This window comes from Microbulbifer sp. MLAF003, from assembly GCF_030012965.1.
GTDB lineage: Bacteria > Pseudomonadota > Gammaproteobacteria > Pseudomonadales > Cellvibrionaceae > Microbulbifer > Microbulbifer variabilis.
Genome location: NZ_CP120232.1, coordinates 1,008,800 through 1,025,937, shown reverse-complemented (window position 1 = coordinate 1,025,937; position 17,138 = coordinate 1,008,800). Strand labels below are relative to the sequence as shown.

Below are 17,138 nucleotides of genomic sequence, written 5' to 3'. Positions count from 1 at the left end.
CCTGCCAGCAAGGTGCTGTATTCACTGTATGCACAATCTTTAAGGCGCCACATCACAGGCCAATAGTTCATCATCTATGCTTGGGATTGACCCATCGGCAGCGGCCGAACAATTTCCACAGGAAAGAGTCGATGGCAAAGCCAGCTGGTACGCCAACATTTGTTTTCTGGCGCAATGTCGCGCTAATTGTCACCCTTCTATTAATCAGTAGCTGCTCCAGTATTCAATTTGTCTACAACAACGTCGATTACTGGATACGCTGGAAGGCTAACGACTACGTTAATCTGGACAGGATACAGAAAGGCGAACTTCAAGCTGCATTACAAAGCTTCTTTCGGTGGCACCGGCAAACACAGCTACCCCGCTACGCCGATTTCCTCACCAATCTGGCAGACAGAGTTGATGAGGGCGGTTTGGAGAATCCTCAGTTGGAGCCTGTGGAGAAACAGGTTGAGCTGTTCCTAAATTCTGCCAGCGAAAATGCTTACAACTTACTATTGCCTATTGCCGCGCAGCTCAATGATGAGCAAGTTGATGAATTACAAGGCAATCTTCTGAAAGAAGATCAAAAAAAACTGAAGAAATGGCAGCAATCCCCAGAAAAAATCCGGCGTAAACGGGACAAGCAGATCCGCAAGGAAAGCGTCCGGTGGCTTGGCAGCCTGACAGAAGAACAAAAAAACCTGATTGCGGCTATGGTATCCAAGATGGAATACAACCCCATGCAACGCAGTGAGCAAAGGCTACTCTGGCAAGCAAAAGCCATGGAGTTATTGCGAACAAAGCCGACGGATTATCTGGACAAACTGCGTAGCCTACTCCTGAATCCAGAGCAGCTCTGGTCGCCACAATATCAACAGGCACAAGAGAAACGCAAACAGCAAGCACGTGAGTTGGCCAAGCAAATATTATTAAGTACCAGCCCAGCGCAAAGAAGTCACCTCAGCAATACATTGAGAGAATATGCACAAGACTTCCGCACCCTCGCCAGTCAATAGCACCCCCTAATTACAGCCCCAATTCCTAGAACCAAAGTAGATTCAAAAGAAACTATTCATTCTGTGCCTAAACAGGGCTGACGAATCTGCATATAGGCTGCTAAGCTCGCCAACTCCAGTGACCTGCCAGGGGAAATTACGTGCATATTGAATCCGCTAATAGCGCCCAACTTACGGAATGGGAAAAGGAATTAAGCGCCCACTACGAACGCATTTGCCAACATGAACTGAACTTGGATATTACCCGGGGCAAACCTTCAGCGGAACAACTGAACTTATCCGATAAGCTTGATGGGATTCTCTCTGCCGATTATCGTGCCGCCGATGGCACTGACACTCGTAATTATGGTGGCCTGATTGGCCTCACCTGTGCGCGTGAGCTGGGTGCTGACATGTTGCAGGTACCCACAGAGGAGGTTATCGCCTGTGGTAACAGTTCCCTCACTCTGATGTATCACGCAGTTATGACCGGCTACCTATTCGGCTTTGCCGGCACCACTCCCTGGAGGGAACTAAAAGAGCCCAAATTTCTATGCCCAGTACCTGGCTACGATCGTCACTTTACAATTTGTGAGCAACTTGGCATTGGCATGATTAATATCCCCATGGGGGAGGGAGGGCCCGATATGGATGCCGTGGAAAAACATGTCAAGGAAGATGGCGATATAATCGGCATCTGGTGCGTTCCCAAGTACTCCAACCCCACAGGCATTACTTACAGCCCAGAAACCGTCGAGCGCTTGGCACAATTGGGACATATCGCAAACCCTGGTTTTCGTATTTTCTGGGACAATGCCTATTCAGTGCACGATTTCGGTCACTATGTGGGCCTCCCCAGCATCCGTTCTGCAACTCTGGAAAATGACACCGTAGATTCTGTATTGCAGTTTGCTTCCACCTCCAAAGTGACCCACGCGGGATCTGGGGTCGCGTTTGTCAGTGCGAGTAGCGCCAACCTGGATTCTTTAAAACAGCAGATGCAGGCTATGACCATCGGCCCAGACAAGGTAAATCAGCTACGCCACTCCCGATTTTTTGCCGAGCACACGACCTTAAAAGACCATATGCATAAACATGCTGATATTCTCAAACCTAAGTTTGAGTGTGTGCTGGAACACCTGCAAAATGGACTCGGCGATACCGACCTTGGTCGATGGGAAAAGCCCGAGGGTGGTTACTTTGTTTCTTTCAATACCCGCCCGGGTTGTGCAAAAGCGGTGGTAAAACTGGCTGCCGATGCCGGAGTCAAACTTACACCAGCAGGCGCCACCTTCCCCTACGGAAAGGATCCTGAAGACAGCAATATCCGTATTGCACCAAGCTTCCCCCTCTGGACGAACTCGACACCGCCATGGCTGTATTTGTTCTCTGTGTAAAACTTGCGAGCATACGACAACAGTTGCAGAAACTGGCTTAACCCTTAAATACAGCTACGTAGAAAATACCAATAAAAAGGCGGCCAATAGGGCCGCCTTTTTATTGAGGAATTAAATCAGCTAGCCAAATATCGTTTAGCGAATTTCTCGTCAGCCAAATGAAGGTCCACCACCACAAGTCCATCAACAGAATCACAGAATTCCGGGTCAATATTGAAAGCGTGAAAACTGGTTCCGCCCGGTTTGGTCAAGGCAGCATATTTTTTAAAAAGAGGTGGCAAAACCACCCCCTCTTCACGTAGCACCTGCTTTAGCTGGCGCATGTCCAAAACAGAATCCCCGAAAGATCAGGCAGGGGTTCACCAGCCTGTAAGAAAGGCAATCGAGCATCACCGAGAGGATTCTCTGGGGAAAAATAATGGGAAAAATAGCGCACAATTGCGGACTTGGCACGCACCGAAAATGTTCCCGGCATTGATACCGGTCCGAAAAGATAACGCACTTTACTGCGCAACACCCACTGGCCGATCGCGGTCCAAAGTAAATCGAGGCCGCGCCCGCGCCAATATTGAGGTAGCAGAAAACTGCGTCCCAACTCTGCCGACCCAGGCAGGCATTGACTGGGTGGCAGAGGGTAATTGAACAGAGTGCTGCTATAAATTTCACTCTCGCCCAGAGACTCTGTACTTGCTATGCGATAGGCCCCTGCAATTACCTGATACTCATGGTCCCATAAAAGCAGATGATCGTAGTGAGCATCAAAGCAATCCCAATCCCGGCTTTGCCCCGTACCCTCACCCACGGAACGGAAAGCTACCTCACGCACCCTTGCCAACTCTCGCATCACTGGACAATCTGCCCTCTGCCGGTAAAGACGTACAGAAAACGCTCCCTGTTCGGCCAACACCTCACAGTTATCAATTACATGCGCCACCTCCGACTGAGATTCAGCCGGCGCAATCAATTCTGGACCAAGAGGTGCCGGCGAACTCTGCAGTTTGTAAACATGCTTTCGCCAAAGTGCCGCCTGGGCCCGAGGGGTCAGCGGCCAGCTGCGGAAATGCTCCGCCTCAAGCGGATGGCCAATCCGTATATCAATACCGCGTCTCTCCTGCTTAAACATCTCCCGGATCAACCAGAGTGTTGAAAGAGGTTTATTCAGCATGGACAGACCGTAAAACCACCAGGAATTTCTGCCGAGCACCTGTACAGGAAGAATTGGAGCATTGACTCTTTCTGCGAAGCGCACGAAGCCCGGATTCCACCGACCGTCACGCACCCCCTGCGGGCTAAAGCGCGATACTTCCCCGGCGGGAAAAATAATAATCGCCCCCCTTCTTCCAGGTATTCATAAATTCCCTGCACATCTGCACGGCGGGTGCGTCCACGGAAATTATCCACAGGCAGGAAATAGGGGCGTAACGGTTTTATATTCCACAGCAACTGACTTGCCACCGCACGGACATCCTTGCGCACCCGGGCCACCATATCAATCAGAGCGAGCCCATCGAGACTGCCCAGCGGGTGGTTGGCTACGATAACCAGCGGTCCATTGACCGGAATCCTTTCCAGCTCAGAGGGATTCAGTTCATAGCGAAAATCCAATTCACTAAAGAGCTGCCGAATAAAATCAAGCCCTCCCAGATGTGGATAGTTTCGACCAAACTCCACAATCCGCTCTTCACAACAGATTTTTTTCAGAGTTGCGGAGACAATTTTACGGGTTGGTTTTTGCGGCGCAGCGCTATACCAAGCATTTTTTTGTAGGAGTGCTTCCAATTGGATCATGCTGCCACCACCTCCGTCATTATGCTGGCAATTTTTGGTGCCCTGTACCAGTGCAACAACTCCAAGCTACCGTCGTGCTGTTCAATCACCGCGCTCATAGAGTCAACCCAGTCACCACAATTGGCATAAGTCACAATGCCCTCCCCGATCTTTTTTCCCGTAGCGCGGGGCGATGGATATGTCCACAAATCACACCATCCACGCCACGATTTACCGCTGATATCGCGGCAATATCTTCGAAGTCGCTCATCATTTGCCTAGCCGCACCCACCCGGTTTTTTATCTGGCTGGCCAGGGACCACCAAGGCTTATCGAAGCGGCTGCGCCAGTAATTTATCCAACGATTAAAACGCAGCATCAGGTAATAACTGCGATCCCCAATGTGATAGCTCACCGGGTGCATTTTTATATGGTGTTCAAATTGATCCCCATGAGTGACCCAGTAACGGCGACCATTACAGGCCGTATGTACCCAGTCACGCTCTATACGGATATTGCCGAGGCGCTTACCTGACCAGCTGCGCATGGGTGCATCGTGGTTTCCGGGGATATAAATCACTTCCGGAATCTCATTACTCAACTCAGAGAGCATCCCCAATAACATGCTGGATGCCTGACACCAGGTGCCTCGCCCTTGGGACAGGGCATGCATATCAAAAATATCACCCACCAGATAAACCGTTTCGGCTCGATTTTGCGCCAGGAAATCCGCCAAACGATGGGGCTCACTGTCTCTACTACCCAAATGGACATCGGATATCCACAGCGCGCGGTAGCGATTGCTCATAGAAAGGTTCCAGCATTTGACCAGTTATTAGCTGCGATCAATTGCCTCTACCAACAGAATGGGAGTGAACTTCAGCTCATTTCCACTCAGCCAGGATTGCAGGCGATAGTTCGCAAGCTGCGATCAAGCAATGGAAATAAGGTCGCTGATCGCCCTGGCAATCACTTTGCAGCGATTTGATGACAGTCACGAGGATTTTTATTGAAGCTTATATTGCAGTGAAACCCGCTAGACTGCGAGGGCTTTAGGCGCCCGAATCAGCCTGGCCCAAGGCCCGCTGACTCGGTAAAAGGAGGGAAGATTATTCGGTGTCCTGGGGATGACGAATGGGCGGCGCAAAGGGGAATTTTGCAACTTTATCGCCTTTAACCTCGACAATTTTACCAGTTCCCTCTTTCTCCACTTCATCGATACGCACAATACTGTGCATCGGGATATAGGAGCGAGTTACCGAAGCAAATTCTGTTTTCAGCTTTTCTTCACTGGGGTCTACAACCAGCTGGGCCTTCTCCCCAAATACAAACTCTTCGACTTCGATAAAGCCGTACATATCACTCTGATAAATAGCCCGGGCATAGAGTTCATACACCTGGCTCTGGTTGTGGAAAATCACTTTATATATCGGGTTGGCCATAAGTTTCTCAGGATGGGGAATACCCCGAAGCTCGAAATTGTTCAGAAAGCGGGCAAAGCCCGAAAAAGCGCGCAAGAATAGCACAGGTTCTCAAGGGCTAATATAGCCATCTATGCAGTGCCTGGTCCTGTCGCTATAATGCCCCACCCGTTTAATTGACCAGTTTTTAATCAGGCACAATATGTCCGATACACCGGCTAAAAAGCTATACATCAAAACCCACGGCTGCCAAATGAATGAGTACGATTCCGCCAGGATGCGCGATCTGCTCGGCGAGTCACACGCCATGGTACCCACCGACGACCCTGAAGAGGCGGATGTGCTACTGGTCAATACCTGTTCTATTCGCGAGAAAGCCCAGGAAAAACTATTCCACCAGCTGGGTCGCTGGAGACGCCTCAAGGAAAAAAACCCCGAGCTGGTTATCGGCGTCGGAGGCTGTGTGGCCAGCCAGGAAGGCGAGGCAATCGCCAAGCGTGCGCCCTATGTCGACCTGATTTTCGGTCCGCAAACCCTGCATCGCCTGCCAGAGATGATGGAAACCAAAGAGCAGAAAAATGGCGTGGTCGTCGTAGATATCAGTTTCCCTGAAATCGAGAAATTTGACCGACTGCCCCAACCAGAAGCTGACGGCGCTACCGCCTTCGTCTCTATTATGGAAGGTTGTTCCAAGTACTGCACCTTCTGTGTGGTTCCCTATACCCGCGGAGAGGAAGTGAGCCGTCCAGTTACCGATGTACTGGAAGAGATTGCGCACCTGGCGGACCAGGGAGTACGCGAAGTCAACCTGCTGGGCCAGAATGTAAATGCCTATCGCGCCACTGGTGAAGACGGTCACGAGGTAGATTTTGCCGAGCTAATTACTTATGTAGCGGCAATCGATGGTATCGACCGTATTCGCTACACAACATCACACCCGGTTGAGTTCTCCGATGCCCTGATCGATGTGTATGCGCAGGTACCAGAACTGGTTAGCCACCTCCACCTTCCGGTGCAAAGTGGCTCAGACCGTATCCTGATGGCCATGAAACGCGGCCACACAGCTTTAGAATACAAGTCCAAGATCCGCCGCCTGAAAAAGATACGCCCGGATATCTGCCTGTCTTCTGACTTTATTGTCGGCTTCCCTGGTGAAACCGACAGGGACTTCGAAGCCACCATGAACCTGATCCAGGAGGTAGGCTTCGATATTTCCTTTAGCTTCATCTACTCTCCGCGCCCGGGTACGCCGGCAGCAGACTTGCCGGACGACACTCCAGAAGACCTGAAGAAAGAGCGCCTGCAGCTGCTGCAAAACCGTATCAACCAGCAAGCCGCAGCCATCGCCCGGCGTATGGTGGGCAATACTGAGCGGGTTCTGGTCACTGGCGTCTCCAAGAAAGACCCGGGACAATTGCAAGGGCGCACGGAAAATAACCGTGTAGTCAATTTCCGTGCCGATAACTTGGCATTGATCGGTAAGTTTGCCGATGTCGTAATCGAGGAGGCCTTGCCTAACTCATTACGTGGCACACTGGTCACTTCAGAATTGGAAGAGGCTCTGTTCTAAGCCACTACAGACAGCCTTACCATCGGCAAGATGCTTTTTAAAAACACATCTTGCCGCCAAACTGCCCCTTATAACCCGGCTAAATTACAAGACGTAATTAAAATCAGGTAAAGTTAGAACCTATTGGTAGCACTCAAGACTTTCCCATACGGGGAAAATGGGTATACCCTAGCAATGAACCCTACAGATTAAGGTGCCGGAAACCAATTTGGAAACTCATACCCTAGCTCACAGCATTACTCTCGAACCCAACGACGCCCGCCGTCTCGCAAATCTCTGCGGCCAATTTGACCAACATCTACGCCAAATTGAACAACGACTGGATATTGAGATCCGCAATCGTGGCAACCAATTTGCCATCTATGGCGAACCTAAGCCTGCCAAGGCTGCAGGTGAACTGCTGAGCTTTCTCTACAAGGAAACCGACTCCCAAAACCACCTTACGCCCGATGAGATTCACTTGGCCCTGCAGCAGGCAGGCGTCGAGGAACTGCTCAATAAAGGCGATGAGGAAGGTTCCTCAGAAGTCGACCAAGTAGTCTTAATTCGCACTAAGAAGTGTTCCGTGCGCCCGCGCGGGCTGAATCAACGCAAGTATGTGCATGCCGTTCAGTCCAATGATATCAATTTCGGCATAGGCCCAGCTGGCACCGGCAAGACCTACCTGGCAGTGGCCTGCGCAGTTGAGGCCCTGCTCAAGGACCAGGTAGAGCGCATTCTGCTGGTGCGCCCGGCGGTGGAAGCCGGGGAAAAACTGGGTTTTCTGCCTGGCGATTTAAGCCAGAAGGTAGACCCTTACTTGCGTCCCCTGTACGACGCTCTCTACGAGATGCTCGGCTTTGAGACGGTTGGCAAGCTTATCGAACGCAATGTGATCGAAGTAGCACCACTGGCCTATATGCGGGGACGCACCCTGAATAATGCCTTTGTCATTCTTGACGAAAGCCAGAACACCACTCGCGAGCAGATGAAGATGTTCCTGACGCGAATTGGTTTCGGTTCCACCGCAGTAATCACAGGGGACCCCAGCCAGGTAGACCTGCCCCGCGGTCAGGCATCGGGCCTGCGCCACGCTGTTGAAGTGCTCGGCAAAGTCAACGGTATCAGCTTTACTCATTTCGGCGCCAAAGACGTGGTACGCCACCCACTGGTTCAGCGTATTGTGGAAGCTTACGATATCCATGAGGCTGATCGGGAAATGGACGTCTCCAACAAGGCTGGCGAGAATGCCGCCTGAGGTTTCGTCGTACCCATATGATTGATTTAACTCTCGATGTACAGCGGGTCAGCCGCTGTACAGGCCTGCCCTCCGATGAAGATATTCGCGCCTGGATAATCACAGCACTGACCGACCACCGTGAAAAAGCGGAACTCGCTGTGCGTATTGTCGACGAAGAGGAGAGCCAGCAGCTCAACAGCCAGTATCGAGGTAAGGATAAACCGACCAACGTCTTATCCTTTCATACCGACTTTCCAGCGGAGCTGAATCTCCCCTTGTTGGGAGACCTTGTGATCTGTGCACCAGTTGTACAAATGGAAGCGGACCAACAAGGCAAATCGATCTCGGCGCACTGGGCACATATGCTGGTCCATGGCACACTGCACCTTCTGGGCTATGACCATATAGAAGACGCCGAGGCCGAGGTTATGGAACAGCTGGAGACAAAACTATTGGCAGGGCTAGGCTATGCCGACCCCTATGCCCCTTTGGAAGAGGCGGGGTAACTACCCAGGCCCAGCCAAAGTTACCGATTAACTGTAATTAATTAGCAAGAGACGAGAGATACCCGGAGCATGGCCACTTCCATGACCACTGACGAGCCCCCAAGTAGTCACTCTTCAAACAAACCCCGATCGAGTGAAAAAAACTGGCTGGAAAAATTGTTCAGCGCATTTTCTGCTGAGCCAAAATCCCGCGATGAATTGCTGGATATTATTAAAGACGCAGCTGACAACCAGCTGGTCGATGCTGAAGCACTATCCATCATTGAGGGTGCCCTGGACGTTTCCAGCCAGCAGGTTCGGGAGATCATGATTCCCCGCTCGCAAATGGTGGTGGTGGGACTGGAGGACAAGCCTGAAACATTCTTGCCCAAAATTATTGAGTCAGGCCACTCCCGCTTCCCGGTTGTCGGTGAAAGCATTGACGATATCCGCGGAATTCTTCTGGCCAAGGACCTGCTGCCTTTACTCCTCAAAGGCGTCGGCGAATTCCAGCTCGAAGATATTATTCGCCCCGCCAATATTATTCCCGAAAGTAAACGCCTAAATATCCTGCTGCGCGAATTCCGCGAGAACCGGTACCATATGGCGGTCGTGATCGACGAATATGGCGGAGTCTCCGGCGTTGTCACGATTGAAGATATTCTTGAGGAAATTGTCGGTGAAATCGAAGATGAAACCGACGAAGAAGAAGCAGACAGCTTTATCCGTCGGGTTGGCGACAATGACTATATCGTTAAAGCGCTTACCCCTATTGAAGAGTTCAATGAATTTTTCGAATGCGAATTTAGCGATGAAGAATTCGATACGGTTGGCGGTTTGATTATGCAATCTTTCGGTCATTTACCTGGCCGCGATGAGGTCACCCGTTTAGGCGACTTTATGTTCCGGGTACTTTATGCAGACAGCCGACAGATCCACCTACTGCGCGTAGCGCATATGCGCAAACCACCAGAAGAGGACTGACCCAGGACGCGACTCCTCGCAGACCACCGCCGGGAGAGGGCCAAAGACTGCGCTCCCCGCTCTGTGTTGGGGGTAGAGAGATTCGATCCGCTGGCACTTGTGTCCGGCATCAGCTAAGCGAATTTATGCGAAGAATACTTTTTCCTATCACCAGCGCCGCTGCCGGCGGCTTAATGACACTGTCGTTCGCCCCGTTTAATTACTGGGTATGCGGACTGCTGTCCCTGACCCTGCTTGCATGGGTTTACCTGCAAGCATCAGGGGGAAAGGTAATAAAGGGGCGTCGCGCCCTGTGGCTGGCGTTCTGTTTTGGCCTGGGGCTGTTTGCCAGCGGGGGCTCCTGGGTTTACGTTTCTATTACAAACTTCGGTAACGCCGCCCCCCATTAGGAGCGGCCCTTACCGGTGGATTCGTTGCCCTGATGGCGGCATTGCTGGCCGCTCCCTTCTATTTCCTTGGCCGTTTTACCGATAACAAATTCAGCTTTGCCCTGGCCTTTGCCGCCCTCTGGTTTATCAGCGAGTGGTTCCGCAGCTGGATGTTCACCGGATTTCCCTGGTTATTCTCTGGTTATGCACATCTGGAAACCTGGTTGTCGGGCTGGGCCCCGGTACTGAGTGTTTACGGCGTCGGTTTAATACTCGCGTTCAGCGCAGCAGTACTCGCCCTGGCAGTCAGTGGTCGTTTGGTGCCTCTCAAACAACGCAGCCATATAGCATTGCTCGGTGCCGCGCTAATTACCTGGCCAATAGGTGCCACCCTGGCCAATGTAGAATGGACTCGCCCTGAAGGCGGAATTATCACAGTCGGCCTGGTGCAGGCGAATATTCCACAGGAAAAGAAGTGGTTGCCCGAGTTTCGCGGTGAAACCATCAGCCGCTATCAAGACGGCACCCGTGCCCTGAGTGACAAAGATGTGGATGTGATTATCTGGCCTGAAGCCGCACTGCCCATGCTCTATGGCCAAGCTCCAAATCTAATGCGGGCATTACAGCGCAATGCAGAAAAAACCGGAATCGACCTGATCAGTGGAATTCTCTTTGACAGACGCGACCCCGACCAGAGTGGCAATGTCATACACAACTCAGCTGCAGTATATGGCCGGAACCCCAGTGTCTACCATAAACGTCACTTGGTACCTTTTGGTGAGTATGTCCCCCTGGAAGATTTTATCCGGGGTACCATCGAGTTTTTTAATTTGCCCACTTCCTTCATTAGCTCAGGGCCTGATGAGCAAAGCCCACTGAATGCCGGAGGGGCCAGCTGGGCACCATTAATTTGCTATGAGATCGTTTACCCACGTCTGGTAGCCAGTAGCGCCCTTTCCGCTCAGGTGCTACTCACCATTAGCAACGACGCCTGGTTTGGTGATTCCATCGGCCCATTGCAGCATATGCAAATGGCACAGATGCGAGCCCTGGAAACTGGTCGCTATCTGGTACGCGGCACCAATACCGGAATGACGGCAATAGTGAACCCCCGCGGGCAGATCCTTGAGCAGTTGCCACAATTTGAGCAAGCCAATATGACCGGTGACATTCGTGCCATGCGCGGCTCCACCCCATTTATGCTGACCGGGATCTCTATCGTATTTGCCCTGGCTTTGCCAATGTTGGCCTTGGCAATCATTCTACGTCGTAAGAAGGTCGTTAAGACCGGTAGCCCTATCACCGGTGAGGCCACTGACCAGTAAACCGACCCCAAATTCACTCTCTCAATCCCACGCCCAGATATTCTTCCTGGGCCAGGACCAACCCTACGGCCGCCAGCAGCACCGGGCTGCTATGCTGCATTCAAATTACCGGTAAAAATTTGGCAGGGATGCCTTTGTATGCATTGTTTAATCAGTGGTGGCACAGGCCTGATAGGCAGACTTTTTTGCCAACGCTGGCTCGCCCGCGGCGACACAATCACAGTTCTTAGCCGCCAGCCAGATAAGGTGCGCACACTCTGCGGGGAGGCGGTCGAAGCAATTAGTGAACCCGAAGAGGTTAAACACGCAGTTGATGTGGTAGTAAATTTGGCGGGCGAACCAATCTCCCGCCGTTGGAGTGAGAGGCGCAGGACCGAAATTCGCAACTCCCGATTAAAAACCACAGAGAAGTTAGTGCGCTGGGCCCTAACTCAGAGGAAACGTCCAGATTACTTCCTTTCCGGGTCAGCAATTGGTTACTATGGGGACCGTGGTGGCGAACTTCTTAGGGAGGACAGTCCTCCCGGAGGAGGGTTTTCTGCTCAATTATGTCGCGACTGGGAGGAGGCAACACTTCCCCTGCAAAGAGCAGGAATCTGTGTCGGGATCATCCGCACTGCTATTGTACTCTCCACCCGTGGCGGAGCCCTGCCACAGATGTTACCAGCTTTCCGCCTTGGTCTTGGTGGGCCCATGGGTTCCGGGGAACACTGGATGAGCTGGATTCACGAGGAGGATGAGGTGGGGTTAATGCTACATGCGATTGACAAGCACCTGTGCACAACATTCAATGCCAGTGCTCCCGAAGCGGTAACCAATAACAGCTTTTCCAGATTGCTGGCCAAACAGCTGCATCGTCCATCCTTTATGCGTTCGCCTGCGTGGTTGCTTAAAACACTCTTCGGAGATATGGCAGAGGAGCTGCTACTGGCCAGTGAGCGGGTGGAGCCGCGCACCGCTCTGGACAACGGCTACAGTTTCCAGTTTCCCACTTTGGAACAGGCCCTTGCCGACCTTCTGAACGGCGGCAATGCAGCCAATAGAGCGCAGGCTTAGGGCACAGCTTCAGGCAGCCGCCATACTGCTCTCCAACGCCTCCGATAGGTAGCGACGACTGGATTCGCTAGTTACCAAATCCCCGTGGCACTCCATTGGTGCGGACCCTACCCACTGGGCGTGCCATCGATACCACTGGGATTCACCGGCTCTCTCGCGCAGCTCGATAAACTCCACCTCTGATGGGTTAAAGCGGTACTCGCGGACAATTTGCCCGGCGAAGGTTTCAAAATTCTTGCTGAGTTGAGCGCCACTCTCCGCGCCGGCACTAAGAAATAATAGAGTTCGCCCATCCTGTTCTACGCGCTTGAAGCCAACCCAAACCGCTCGATTCAAGCGGTTGTGTAATTGGATGGGAGTAAAAGAAACCGGGATGCCCTTCATCTTAAGGTTATCTCGTTTATTGTTATGTTTGTAATCCACAGTCGCCATTCCATGTTAAAAAATAATCAGTGGGTTAGTCCTGTGGCGCCAGTCATCCTAAATCCGGTGCAACTAGCATTCAAGAGTACTTTCTCTTGCTCGACGCCTGTTACCTCTTATCCTGTAGGCCTCTGAAATTCCTTTGATATAAAAGTTCCTCAACATTTCCTGGTTGGCGGCAATGGCCTAATGCTGTACCACGCCTGCCCCAGTAATTCCCGCCAGTAAGTCTGTGTTTGCAACAGGGCTGCCGCACTGGGAACCCAGCGTAGCAAACCCTCCTGTGCCCGCGGCAACAATTCTTCAGCGCTGCCAACAGGAAGCGGCTGTACTTCTAAGCCGGCTTTATTGAACACAGCTGCTGCACGGGGCATATGCCACCAGTGGGTGACCAGGACAATACGTTTCACACCCGCTGCACGCAATATCTCAGCGCTGTTTACTGCATTCTCTGCGGTAGTACGACTGCAATCATCACGCCAACTCACAGAGCGAGCCAATTTTCCCTCCAGTAGGGACTCCATCATTTGAGACTCAGCCGCTCGCTCATTTCGATAGACACGCCCTCCGGAAACCAAAATTGGCACCCCCTGGCGCCTGTTCAGCAGCCCACAGAACACGCTCCAGGCTAGCGGCCGACAGACGTTCACTGCCCGATTCCCCGTTTCTATAGCGCCCACCACCCAGGATTATGACTGCCTCAGGAGAAAAACCGGCAAGGTCCGGTGCAGCCCCCAGGCGCTTTCCCAGCCAATTCGAAAAAGCCGGAGTGGCACTCATCCAGAGCACAACAAATGAAACCAGTGCCAGCGGTAGGGAAACTTTCCCCAGCAGGGATCCTTCAGGCAGAAATCGTAGTAAAAACGCCAGTACTAACCCCAACATAGGTGCCAAAGGCGGCATTAGCAGGTTGGTCATAAACGTATGAAATTCAATCAATATTCAAGACCGCCCTCTATTTGTCGAAAGCAACCATAGCCACAGCGGTGGCACGGTGTGATCTGTGTATTCTCTGGTGGGAGAGCGCGGTAGCCACACCCCAAGCACTGCAGCTCCTCATCAGCACCCACATATTCGCCAGCCAGGGCCCAGGGTTTTCCCTCACGAATACAGCGCATCAGGTTGGGCCAGGCCGTTTCCGTCGGGTCTGCCGCATTCAGCAGCCAATCGCCACTGCGCTCTTCCAATGTACGCAACTCGCCGCCAAGGCCTTGGAGATAATCAGAAGCACGATGAAGGTCATCCTTTAACCAGGCACGCAGGAAGGCGACTTTATTCGCGGTTAGGTCTTCAACTGCCAGCTCACCCTCAACCAGATTCTCCAGATCCTCGCGAAACTCATCGGCTAGATCATCCTTCGGCGGCAACTTTGGTTCCTTCGTCACGGTATCCCTCCTATAATCTCGCGTTTACGCATCCTAATGGATGCCCTGGAGACAGCAATTGATCGCGATCAATCCTATGGATTGCAGATCATAAGCAGTCCCATCCAATATATGTAACGGTTTCCCCGCAAATTTTTGATCACAGAGTATAGGTCCCCAATCGATGGAAGAGCAGTACAACCCCTCCGCAGTCGAAGCTTCTGCCCAGGAATTCTGGGAGGCAGAGAAAAGCTTCGAGGTTAAGGAAGACACCGGCAGGGAAAAATTCTACTGCCTGTCCATGTTCCCCTACCCTAGCGGCAAGCTGCACATGGGCCATGTGCGAAATTACACCATCACTGACGTAATCACCCGCTACCAACGAATGCAGGGTAAGAACGTATTGCACCCTATGGGCTGGGATGCTTTTGGTCTGCCTGCAGAAAATGCAGCGATCCAGAATAAGACTGCACCGGCCAAATGGACCTATGCCAATATCGATTACATGAAGGGCCAGTTGAAAGCTCTTGGCTTTGGCTTTGACTGGTCCCGTGAACTAGCTACTTGTCAGCCTTCCTATTACCGCTGGGAACAATGGTTCTTCACCCGCCTGTATGAAAAAGGCCTGGTCTACAAGAAGAACTCCGCAGTGAACTGGTGCCCCCATGACCAGACGGTACTTGCCAATGAGCAAGTGGAAGATGGGGCCTGCTGGCGTTGTGGCACTACCGTAGAACGCCGCGAGCTAGCCCAGTGGTTTATCAAGATTACCGACTATGCGGAAGAACTGCTCGAGGATCTCGACAAATTGCCCGATTGGCCCGAGCAGGTGCGCACTATGCAGCGCAACTGGATCGGCAAGAGCCGAGGTGTGGAGCTGAGCTTCGCCCTGCCTGCAACTGTAGCCGGCATGGATCACTTCGACGTCTATACCACCCGCCCGGACACCTTAATGGGAGTTACTTATGTATCTCTCGCTGCCGAGCATCCTATCGCCCTGGAGATGGCGGAAAGTAATCCGAAACTGAGAGAGTTTATTGCTGAGTGCAAAAGACAATCCCTGTCCGAAGCCGACATGGCCACAATGGACAAGAAAGGAATGGATACCGGGCTGAAAGCGATTCACCCCATCACTGGTGAAGAAGTCTCCGTCTGGGTCGCCAACTATGTATTGATGGATTACGGTTCTGGAGCCGTAATGGCAGTTCCGGCACACGACCAGCGCGACTGGGAATTTGCCCATAAGTACCAACTACCAATGGTACAGGTAATTGAAGCTTCCGATAGCCAGCCTATTGACCTGGATAAAGAAGCCTATACAGAGAAAGGCAAGCTGGTGAACTCCGGTAGCTTTGATGGACTGGATTTCGAGAGTGCTTTTACCGCAATCTCCGAAGCACTCGTCGCTACCGGCAAAGGCCGGGTCACCACTAACTATCGTCTGCGCGATTGGGGCGTCTCCCGCCAACGCTACTGGGGTGCACCTATTCCCATGTTCAATTTAGCTGACGGAGGGGAAATTCCGGTTCCTGCGGACAAACTGCCGATTCTATTACCGGAAGATGTGGAGCTAGATGGTGTTCAATCACCCATTAAAGCTGACCCAGAGTGGCGCAAGGACGAGTTCAACGGCACTGCCGTAGAACGAGAAACCGATACCTTCGACACCTTCATGGAATCCAGCTGGTACTACGCGCGGTATACCTGCCCAGATTTTGAAGAGGGCATGTTGGATCCGGACCGCGCCAACTACTGGCTGCCTGTCGACCAGTATGTAGGCGGCATTGAGCACGCTATCCTGCACCTCCTCTACGCACGCTTCTTCCACAAGCTAATGCGCGATGAGGGGCTGGTAAACAGCGATGAACCTTTCAAGCAGTTGCTGTGTCAAGGTATGGTTTTAGCTGAGTCTTTTTATAAAGAGAAACACGGTCATAAAACCTGGATTAATCCAGCCGATGTGGATGTCGAGCGGGATGACAAGGGGAAACCCATCAAAGCCATTGAGCGTGCGACCGGCGAAGAGATTATTGCTGGTGGAGTAGTGAAAATGTCTAAGTCTAAGAACAATGGCATAGACCCGCACGCAGCAGTCGAGCAGTATGGCGCTGATACCGTACGTCTATTCACTATGTTCGCCGCTCCCCCTGAGCAGACCCTGGAATGGCATGACGCTGGAGTGGAGGGCGCCAGCCGCTTCCTGCGCAAGCTCTGGAAAACTGTTCACAGTCATGTCGCAGCGGGTTCAAGCGATGTAGAGATCGATCAACAATCTCTGAGTGACCAACAGCAGCAACTGCGCCGCAAGGCCCATGAAACCATCCAGAAAGTGGGTGATGACTACGGGCGCCGCCAAACTTTTAATACGGCTGTTGCCGCAGTTATGGAGCTGCTCAATGAAGTGGGTAAGTTAGCAGAACGGGATAATGAGCAGGGCCTCGCTGTAGAGCGGGAAGCACTACAAGCTGCCGTCTTACTGCTCGCACCAATTACCCCGCACATATGTCACCAATTGTGGCAAGTGCTGGGTAATTCCAGTGCATTGATTGATACGGCTTGGCCACAAGCGGATGAAAAGGCTCTTGTACGTTCAACCATTACACTGGTAGTCCAGGTCAATGGCAAAGTCCGTGCAAAACTGGATGCTCCGGCTGATGCGGATAAAGAGGGCTTGGAAAAAATGGCTCTGGAAAATGAAAACGTACAGAAGTTTATTGGTGATTCCACAGTACGCAAGGTCATTGTCGTACCAGGCAAACTGGTAAATATTGTTGCGAAATAG

At 52.0% G+C, this 17,138-nt stretch carries 18 protein-coding genes and 2 pseudogenes; 10 read left to right on the top strand and 10 right to left on the bottom strand.

The features are described 5' to 3' along the window. Nucleotides 1–131 precede the first annotated feature (131 nt). Entirely contained in the window at nt 132–998 is an 867-nt protein-coding gene (locus P3339_RS04915; protein ID WP_020412524.1) for a DUF6279 family lipoprotein, read from the top strand. Between the two features lie 140 nt (nt 999–1,138). Then, nucleotides 1,139–2,415 (top strand): annotated as a pseudogene (locus P3339_RS04910) (aspartate aminotransferase type Ic). A gap of 75 nt (nt 2,416–2,490) precedes the next feature. Here P3339_RS04910 and P3339_RS04905 read toward each other — a convergent pair. The 6 genes and pseudogenes from P3339_RS04905 to P3339_RS04880 all read right to left on the bottom strand — a co-directional run bounded on the left by P3339_RS04905 (nt 2,491) and on the right by P3339_RS04880 (nt 5,583). Continuing rightward, nucleotides 2,491–2,703: a hypothetical protein gene (locus P3339_RS04905; RefSeq protein WP_282952592.1), complete on the bottom strand. Its 213-nt coding sequence runs from the start codon at nt 2,701–2,703 to the stop codon at nt 2,491–2,493. Continuing rightward, on the bottom strand, nt 2,685–3,218 hold the full coding sequence (locus P3339_RS23750; RefSeq protein ID WP_502867329.1) for a GNAT family N-acetyltransferase: 534 nt from the start codon (nt 3,216–3,218) through the stop codon (nt 2,685–2,687). Before P3339_RS23750 ends, P3339_RS04905 begins: the two co-directional genes overlap by 19 nt. Before the next feature lie 201 nt (nt 3,219–3,419). After that, nucleotides 3,420–4,162, bottom strand: a pseudogene (locus P3339_RS23745) (lysophospholipid acyltransferase family protein); the annotation flags it as partial. Further along, complete coding sequence (locus tag P3339_RS04890; RefSeq protein WP_282952590.1) at nt 4,159–4,296, bottom strand: hypothetical protein; 138 nt, start codon at nt 4,294–4,296, stop codon at nt 4,159–4,161. The gene P3339_RS04890 and the pseudogene P3339_RS23745, both read right to left, overlap by 4 nt. Further along, on the bottom strand, nt 4,293–4,949 hold the full coding sequence (locus P3339_RS04885; protein ID WP_282952589.1) for a UDP-2,3-diacylglucosamine diphosphatase: 657 nt from the start codon (nt 4,947–4,949) through the stop codon (nt 4,293–4,295). Before P3339_RS04885 ends, P3339_RS04890 begins: the two co-directional genes overlap by 4 nt. A gap of 301 nt (nt 4,950–5,250) precedes the next feature. Then, nucleotides 5,251–5,583 (bottom strand): DUF1820 family protein, encoded by a 333-nt coding sequence (locus P3339_RS04880; RefSeq protein ID WP_211214910.1) that lies wholly within the window; start codon nt 5,581–5,583, stop codon nt 5,251–5,253. A gap of 181 nt (nt 5,584–5,764) precedes the next feature. Between P3339_RS04880 and miaB the strand changes: the two genes are divergently transcribed. The 7 genes from miaB (at nt 5,765) to P3339_RS04845 (ending at nt 12,569) form a co-directional block, all read left to right on the top strand. Then, nucleotides 5,765–7,132, top strand: coding sequence for a tRNA (N6-isopentenyl adenosine(37)-C2)-methylthiotransferase MiaB (gene miaB / locus P3339_RS04875; RefSeq protein WP_020412518.1), 1,368 nt, complete (start codon nt 5,765–5,767; stop codon nt 7,130–7,132). Between the two features lie 208 nt (nt 7,133–7,340). Further along, nucleotides 7,341–8,369 carry a PhoH family protein gene (locus P3339_RS04870; RefSeq protein WP_026304992.1) on the top strand — a complete coding sequence of 343 codons (1,029 nt, stop codon included), beginning with the start codon at nt 7,341–7,343 and terminating at the stop codon, nt 8,367–8,369. 17 nt (nt 8,370–8,386) lie between these two features. Further along, nucleotides 8,387–8,857, top strand: coding sequence for an rRNA maturation RNase YbeY (ybeY, locus tag P3339_RS04865; protein ID WP_282952588.1), 471 nt, complete (start codon nt 8,387–8,389; stop codon nt 8,855–8,857). A gap of 69 nt (nt 8,858–8,926) precedes the next feature. Then, the gene (locus P3339_RS04860) at nt 8,927–9,820 is read left to right on the top strand and encodes a CorC family transporter (RefSeq protein ID WP_020412515.1); all 894 of its coding nucleotides are present in this window, start codon (nt 8,927–8,929) and stop codon (nt 9,818–9,820) included. 125 nt (nt 9,821–9,945) lie between these two features. Then, nucleotides 9,946–10,209, top strand: a complete 264-nt coding sequence (locus P3339_RS04855) for a hypothetical protein (RefSeq protein ID WP_282952587.1) — start codon at nt 9,946–9,948, stop codon at nt 10,207–10,209. Nucleotides 10,210–10,241: 32 nt separating this feature from the next. Next, nucleotides 10,242–11,513, top strand: a complete 1,272-nt coding sequence (gene lnt, locus P3339_RS04850) for an apolipoprotein N-acyltransferase (RefSeq protein WP_282952586.1) — start codon at nt 10,242–10,244, stop codon at nt 11,511–11,513. A gap of 138 nt (nt 11,514–11,651) precedes the next feature. Continuing rightward, the gene (locus tag P3339_RS04845; protein WP_020412513.1) at nt 11,652–12,569 is read left to right on the top strand and encodes a TIGR01777 family oxidoreductase; all 918 of its coding nucleotides are present in this window, start codon (nt 11,652–11,654) and stop codon (nt 12,567–12,569) included. 9 nt (nt 12,570–12,578) lie between these two features. On the opposite strand, the gene P3339_RS04840 is transcribed toward P3339_RS04845, so the two are convergent. From P3339_RS04840 to P3339_RS04825, 4 genes are all read right to left on the bottom strand, one after another. After that, a complete protein-coding gene (locus tag P3339_RS04840; RefSeq protein ID WP_425411205.1) occupies nt 12,579–13,001 on the bottom strand; it encodes a hypothetical protein in 423 nt (140 codons plus the stop codon). A gap of 149 nt (nt 13,002–13,150) precedes the next feature. Next, nucleotides 13,151–13,579 (bottom strand): YdcF family protein, encoded by a 429-nt coding sequence (locus P3339_RS04835; protein ID WP_282952585.1) that lies wholly within the window; start codon nt 13,577–13,579, stop codon nt 13,151–13,153. Then, nucleotides 13,539–13,931: an ElyC/SanA/YdcF family protein gene (locus P3339_RS04830; RefSeq protein WP_282952584.1), complete on the bottom strand. Its 393-nt coding sequence runs from the start codon at nt 13,929–13,931 to the stop codon at nt 13,539–13,541. The genes P3339_RS04835 and P3339_RS04830 overlap by 41 nt, the downstream gene beginning before the upstream one ends. After that, nucleotides 13,928–14,377: a zinc ribbon-containing protein gene (locus tag P3339_RS04825; RefSeq protein ID WP_020412510.1), complete on the bottom strand. Its 450-nt coding sequence runs from the start codon at nt 14,375–14,377 to the stop codon at nt 13,928–13,930. The genes P3339_RS04830 and P3339_RS04825 overlap by 4 nt, the downstream gene beginning before the upstream one ends. 163 nt (nt 14,378–14,540) lie before the next feature. On the opposite strand from P3339_RS04825, the gene leuS reads away from it, so the two are divergent. Further along, complete coding sequence (gene leuS, locus P3339_RS04820; RefSeq protein ID WP_282952583.1) at nt 14,541–17,138, top strand: leucine--tRNA ligase; 2,598 nt, start codon at nt 14,541–14,543, stop codon at nt 17,136–17,138.

Excerpts from the sequence above, each read along its gene's own strand:
- P3339_RS04915 (WP_020412524.1), top strand. The coding sequence starts at position 132 with ATGGCAAAGCCAGCTGGTACGCCAACATTTGTTTTCTGGCGCAATGTC.
- P3339_RS23750 (WP_502867329.1), bottom strand. The coding sequence starts at position 3,218 with ATGCGAGAGTTGGCAAGGGTGCGTGAGGTAGCTTTCCGTTCCGTGGGT.
- P3339_RS04885 (WP_282952589.1), bottom strand. The coding sequence starts at position 4,949 with ATGAGCAATCGCTACCGCGCGCTGTGGATATCCGATGTCCATTTGGGT.
- P3339_RS04880 (WP_211214910.1), bottom strand. The coding sequence starts at position 5,583 with ATGGCCAACCCGATATATAAAGTGATTTTCCACAACCAGAGCCAGGTG.
- miaB (WP_020412518.1), top strand. The coding sequence starts at position 5,765 with ATGTCCGATACACCGGCTAAAAAGCTATACATCAAAACCCACGGCTGC.
- ybeY (WP_282952588.1), top strand. The coding sequence starts at position 8,387 with ATGATTGATTTAACTCTCGATGTACAGCGGGTCAGCCGCTGTACAGGC.
- P3339_RS04860 (WP_020412515.1), top strand. The coding sequence starts at position 8,927 with ATGGCCACTTCCATGACCACTGACGAGCCCCCAAGTAGTCACTCTTCA.
- P3339_RS04855 (WP_282952587.1), top strand. The coding sequence starts at position 9,946 with ATGCGAAGAATACTTTTTCCTATCACCAGCGCCGCTGCCGGCGGCTTA.
- lnt (WP_282952586.1), top strand. The coding sequence starts at position 10,242 with ATGGCGGCATTGCTGGCCGCTCCCTTCTATTTCCTTGGCCGTTTTACC.
- P3339_RS04845 (WP_020412513.1), top strand. The coding sequence starts at position 11,652 with ATGCATTGTTTAATCAGTGGTGGCACAGGCCTGATAGGCAGACTTTTT.
- P3339_RS04840 (WP_425411205.1), bottom strand. The coding sequence starts at position 13,001 with ATGGCGACTGTGGATTACAAACATAACAATAAACGAGATAACCTTAAG.
- leuS (WP_282952583.1), top strand. The coding sequence starts at position 14,541 with ATGGAAGAGCAGTACAACCCCTCCGCAGTCGAAGCTTCTGCCCAGGAA.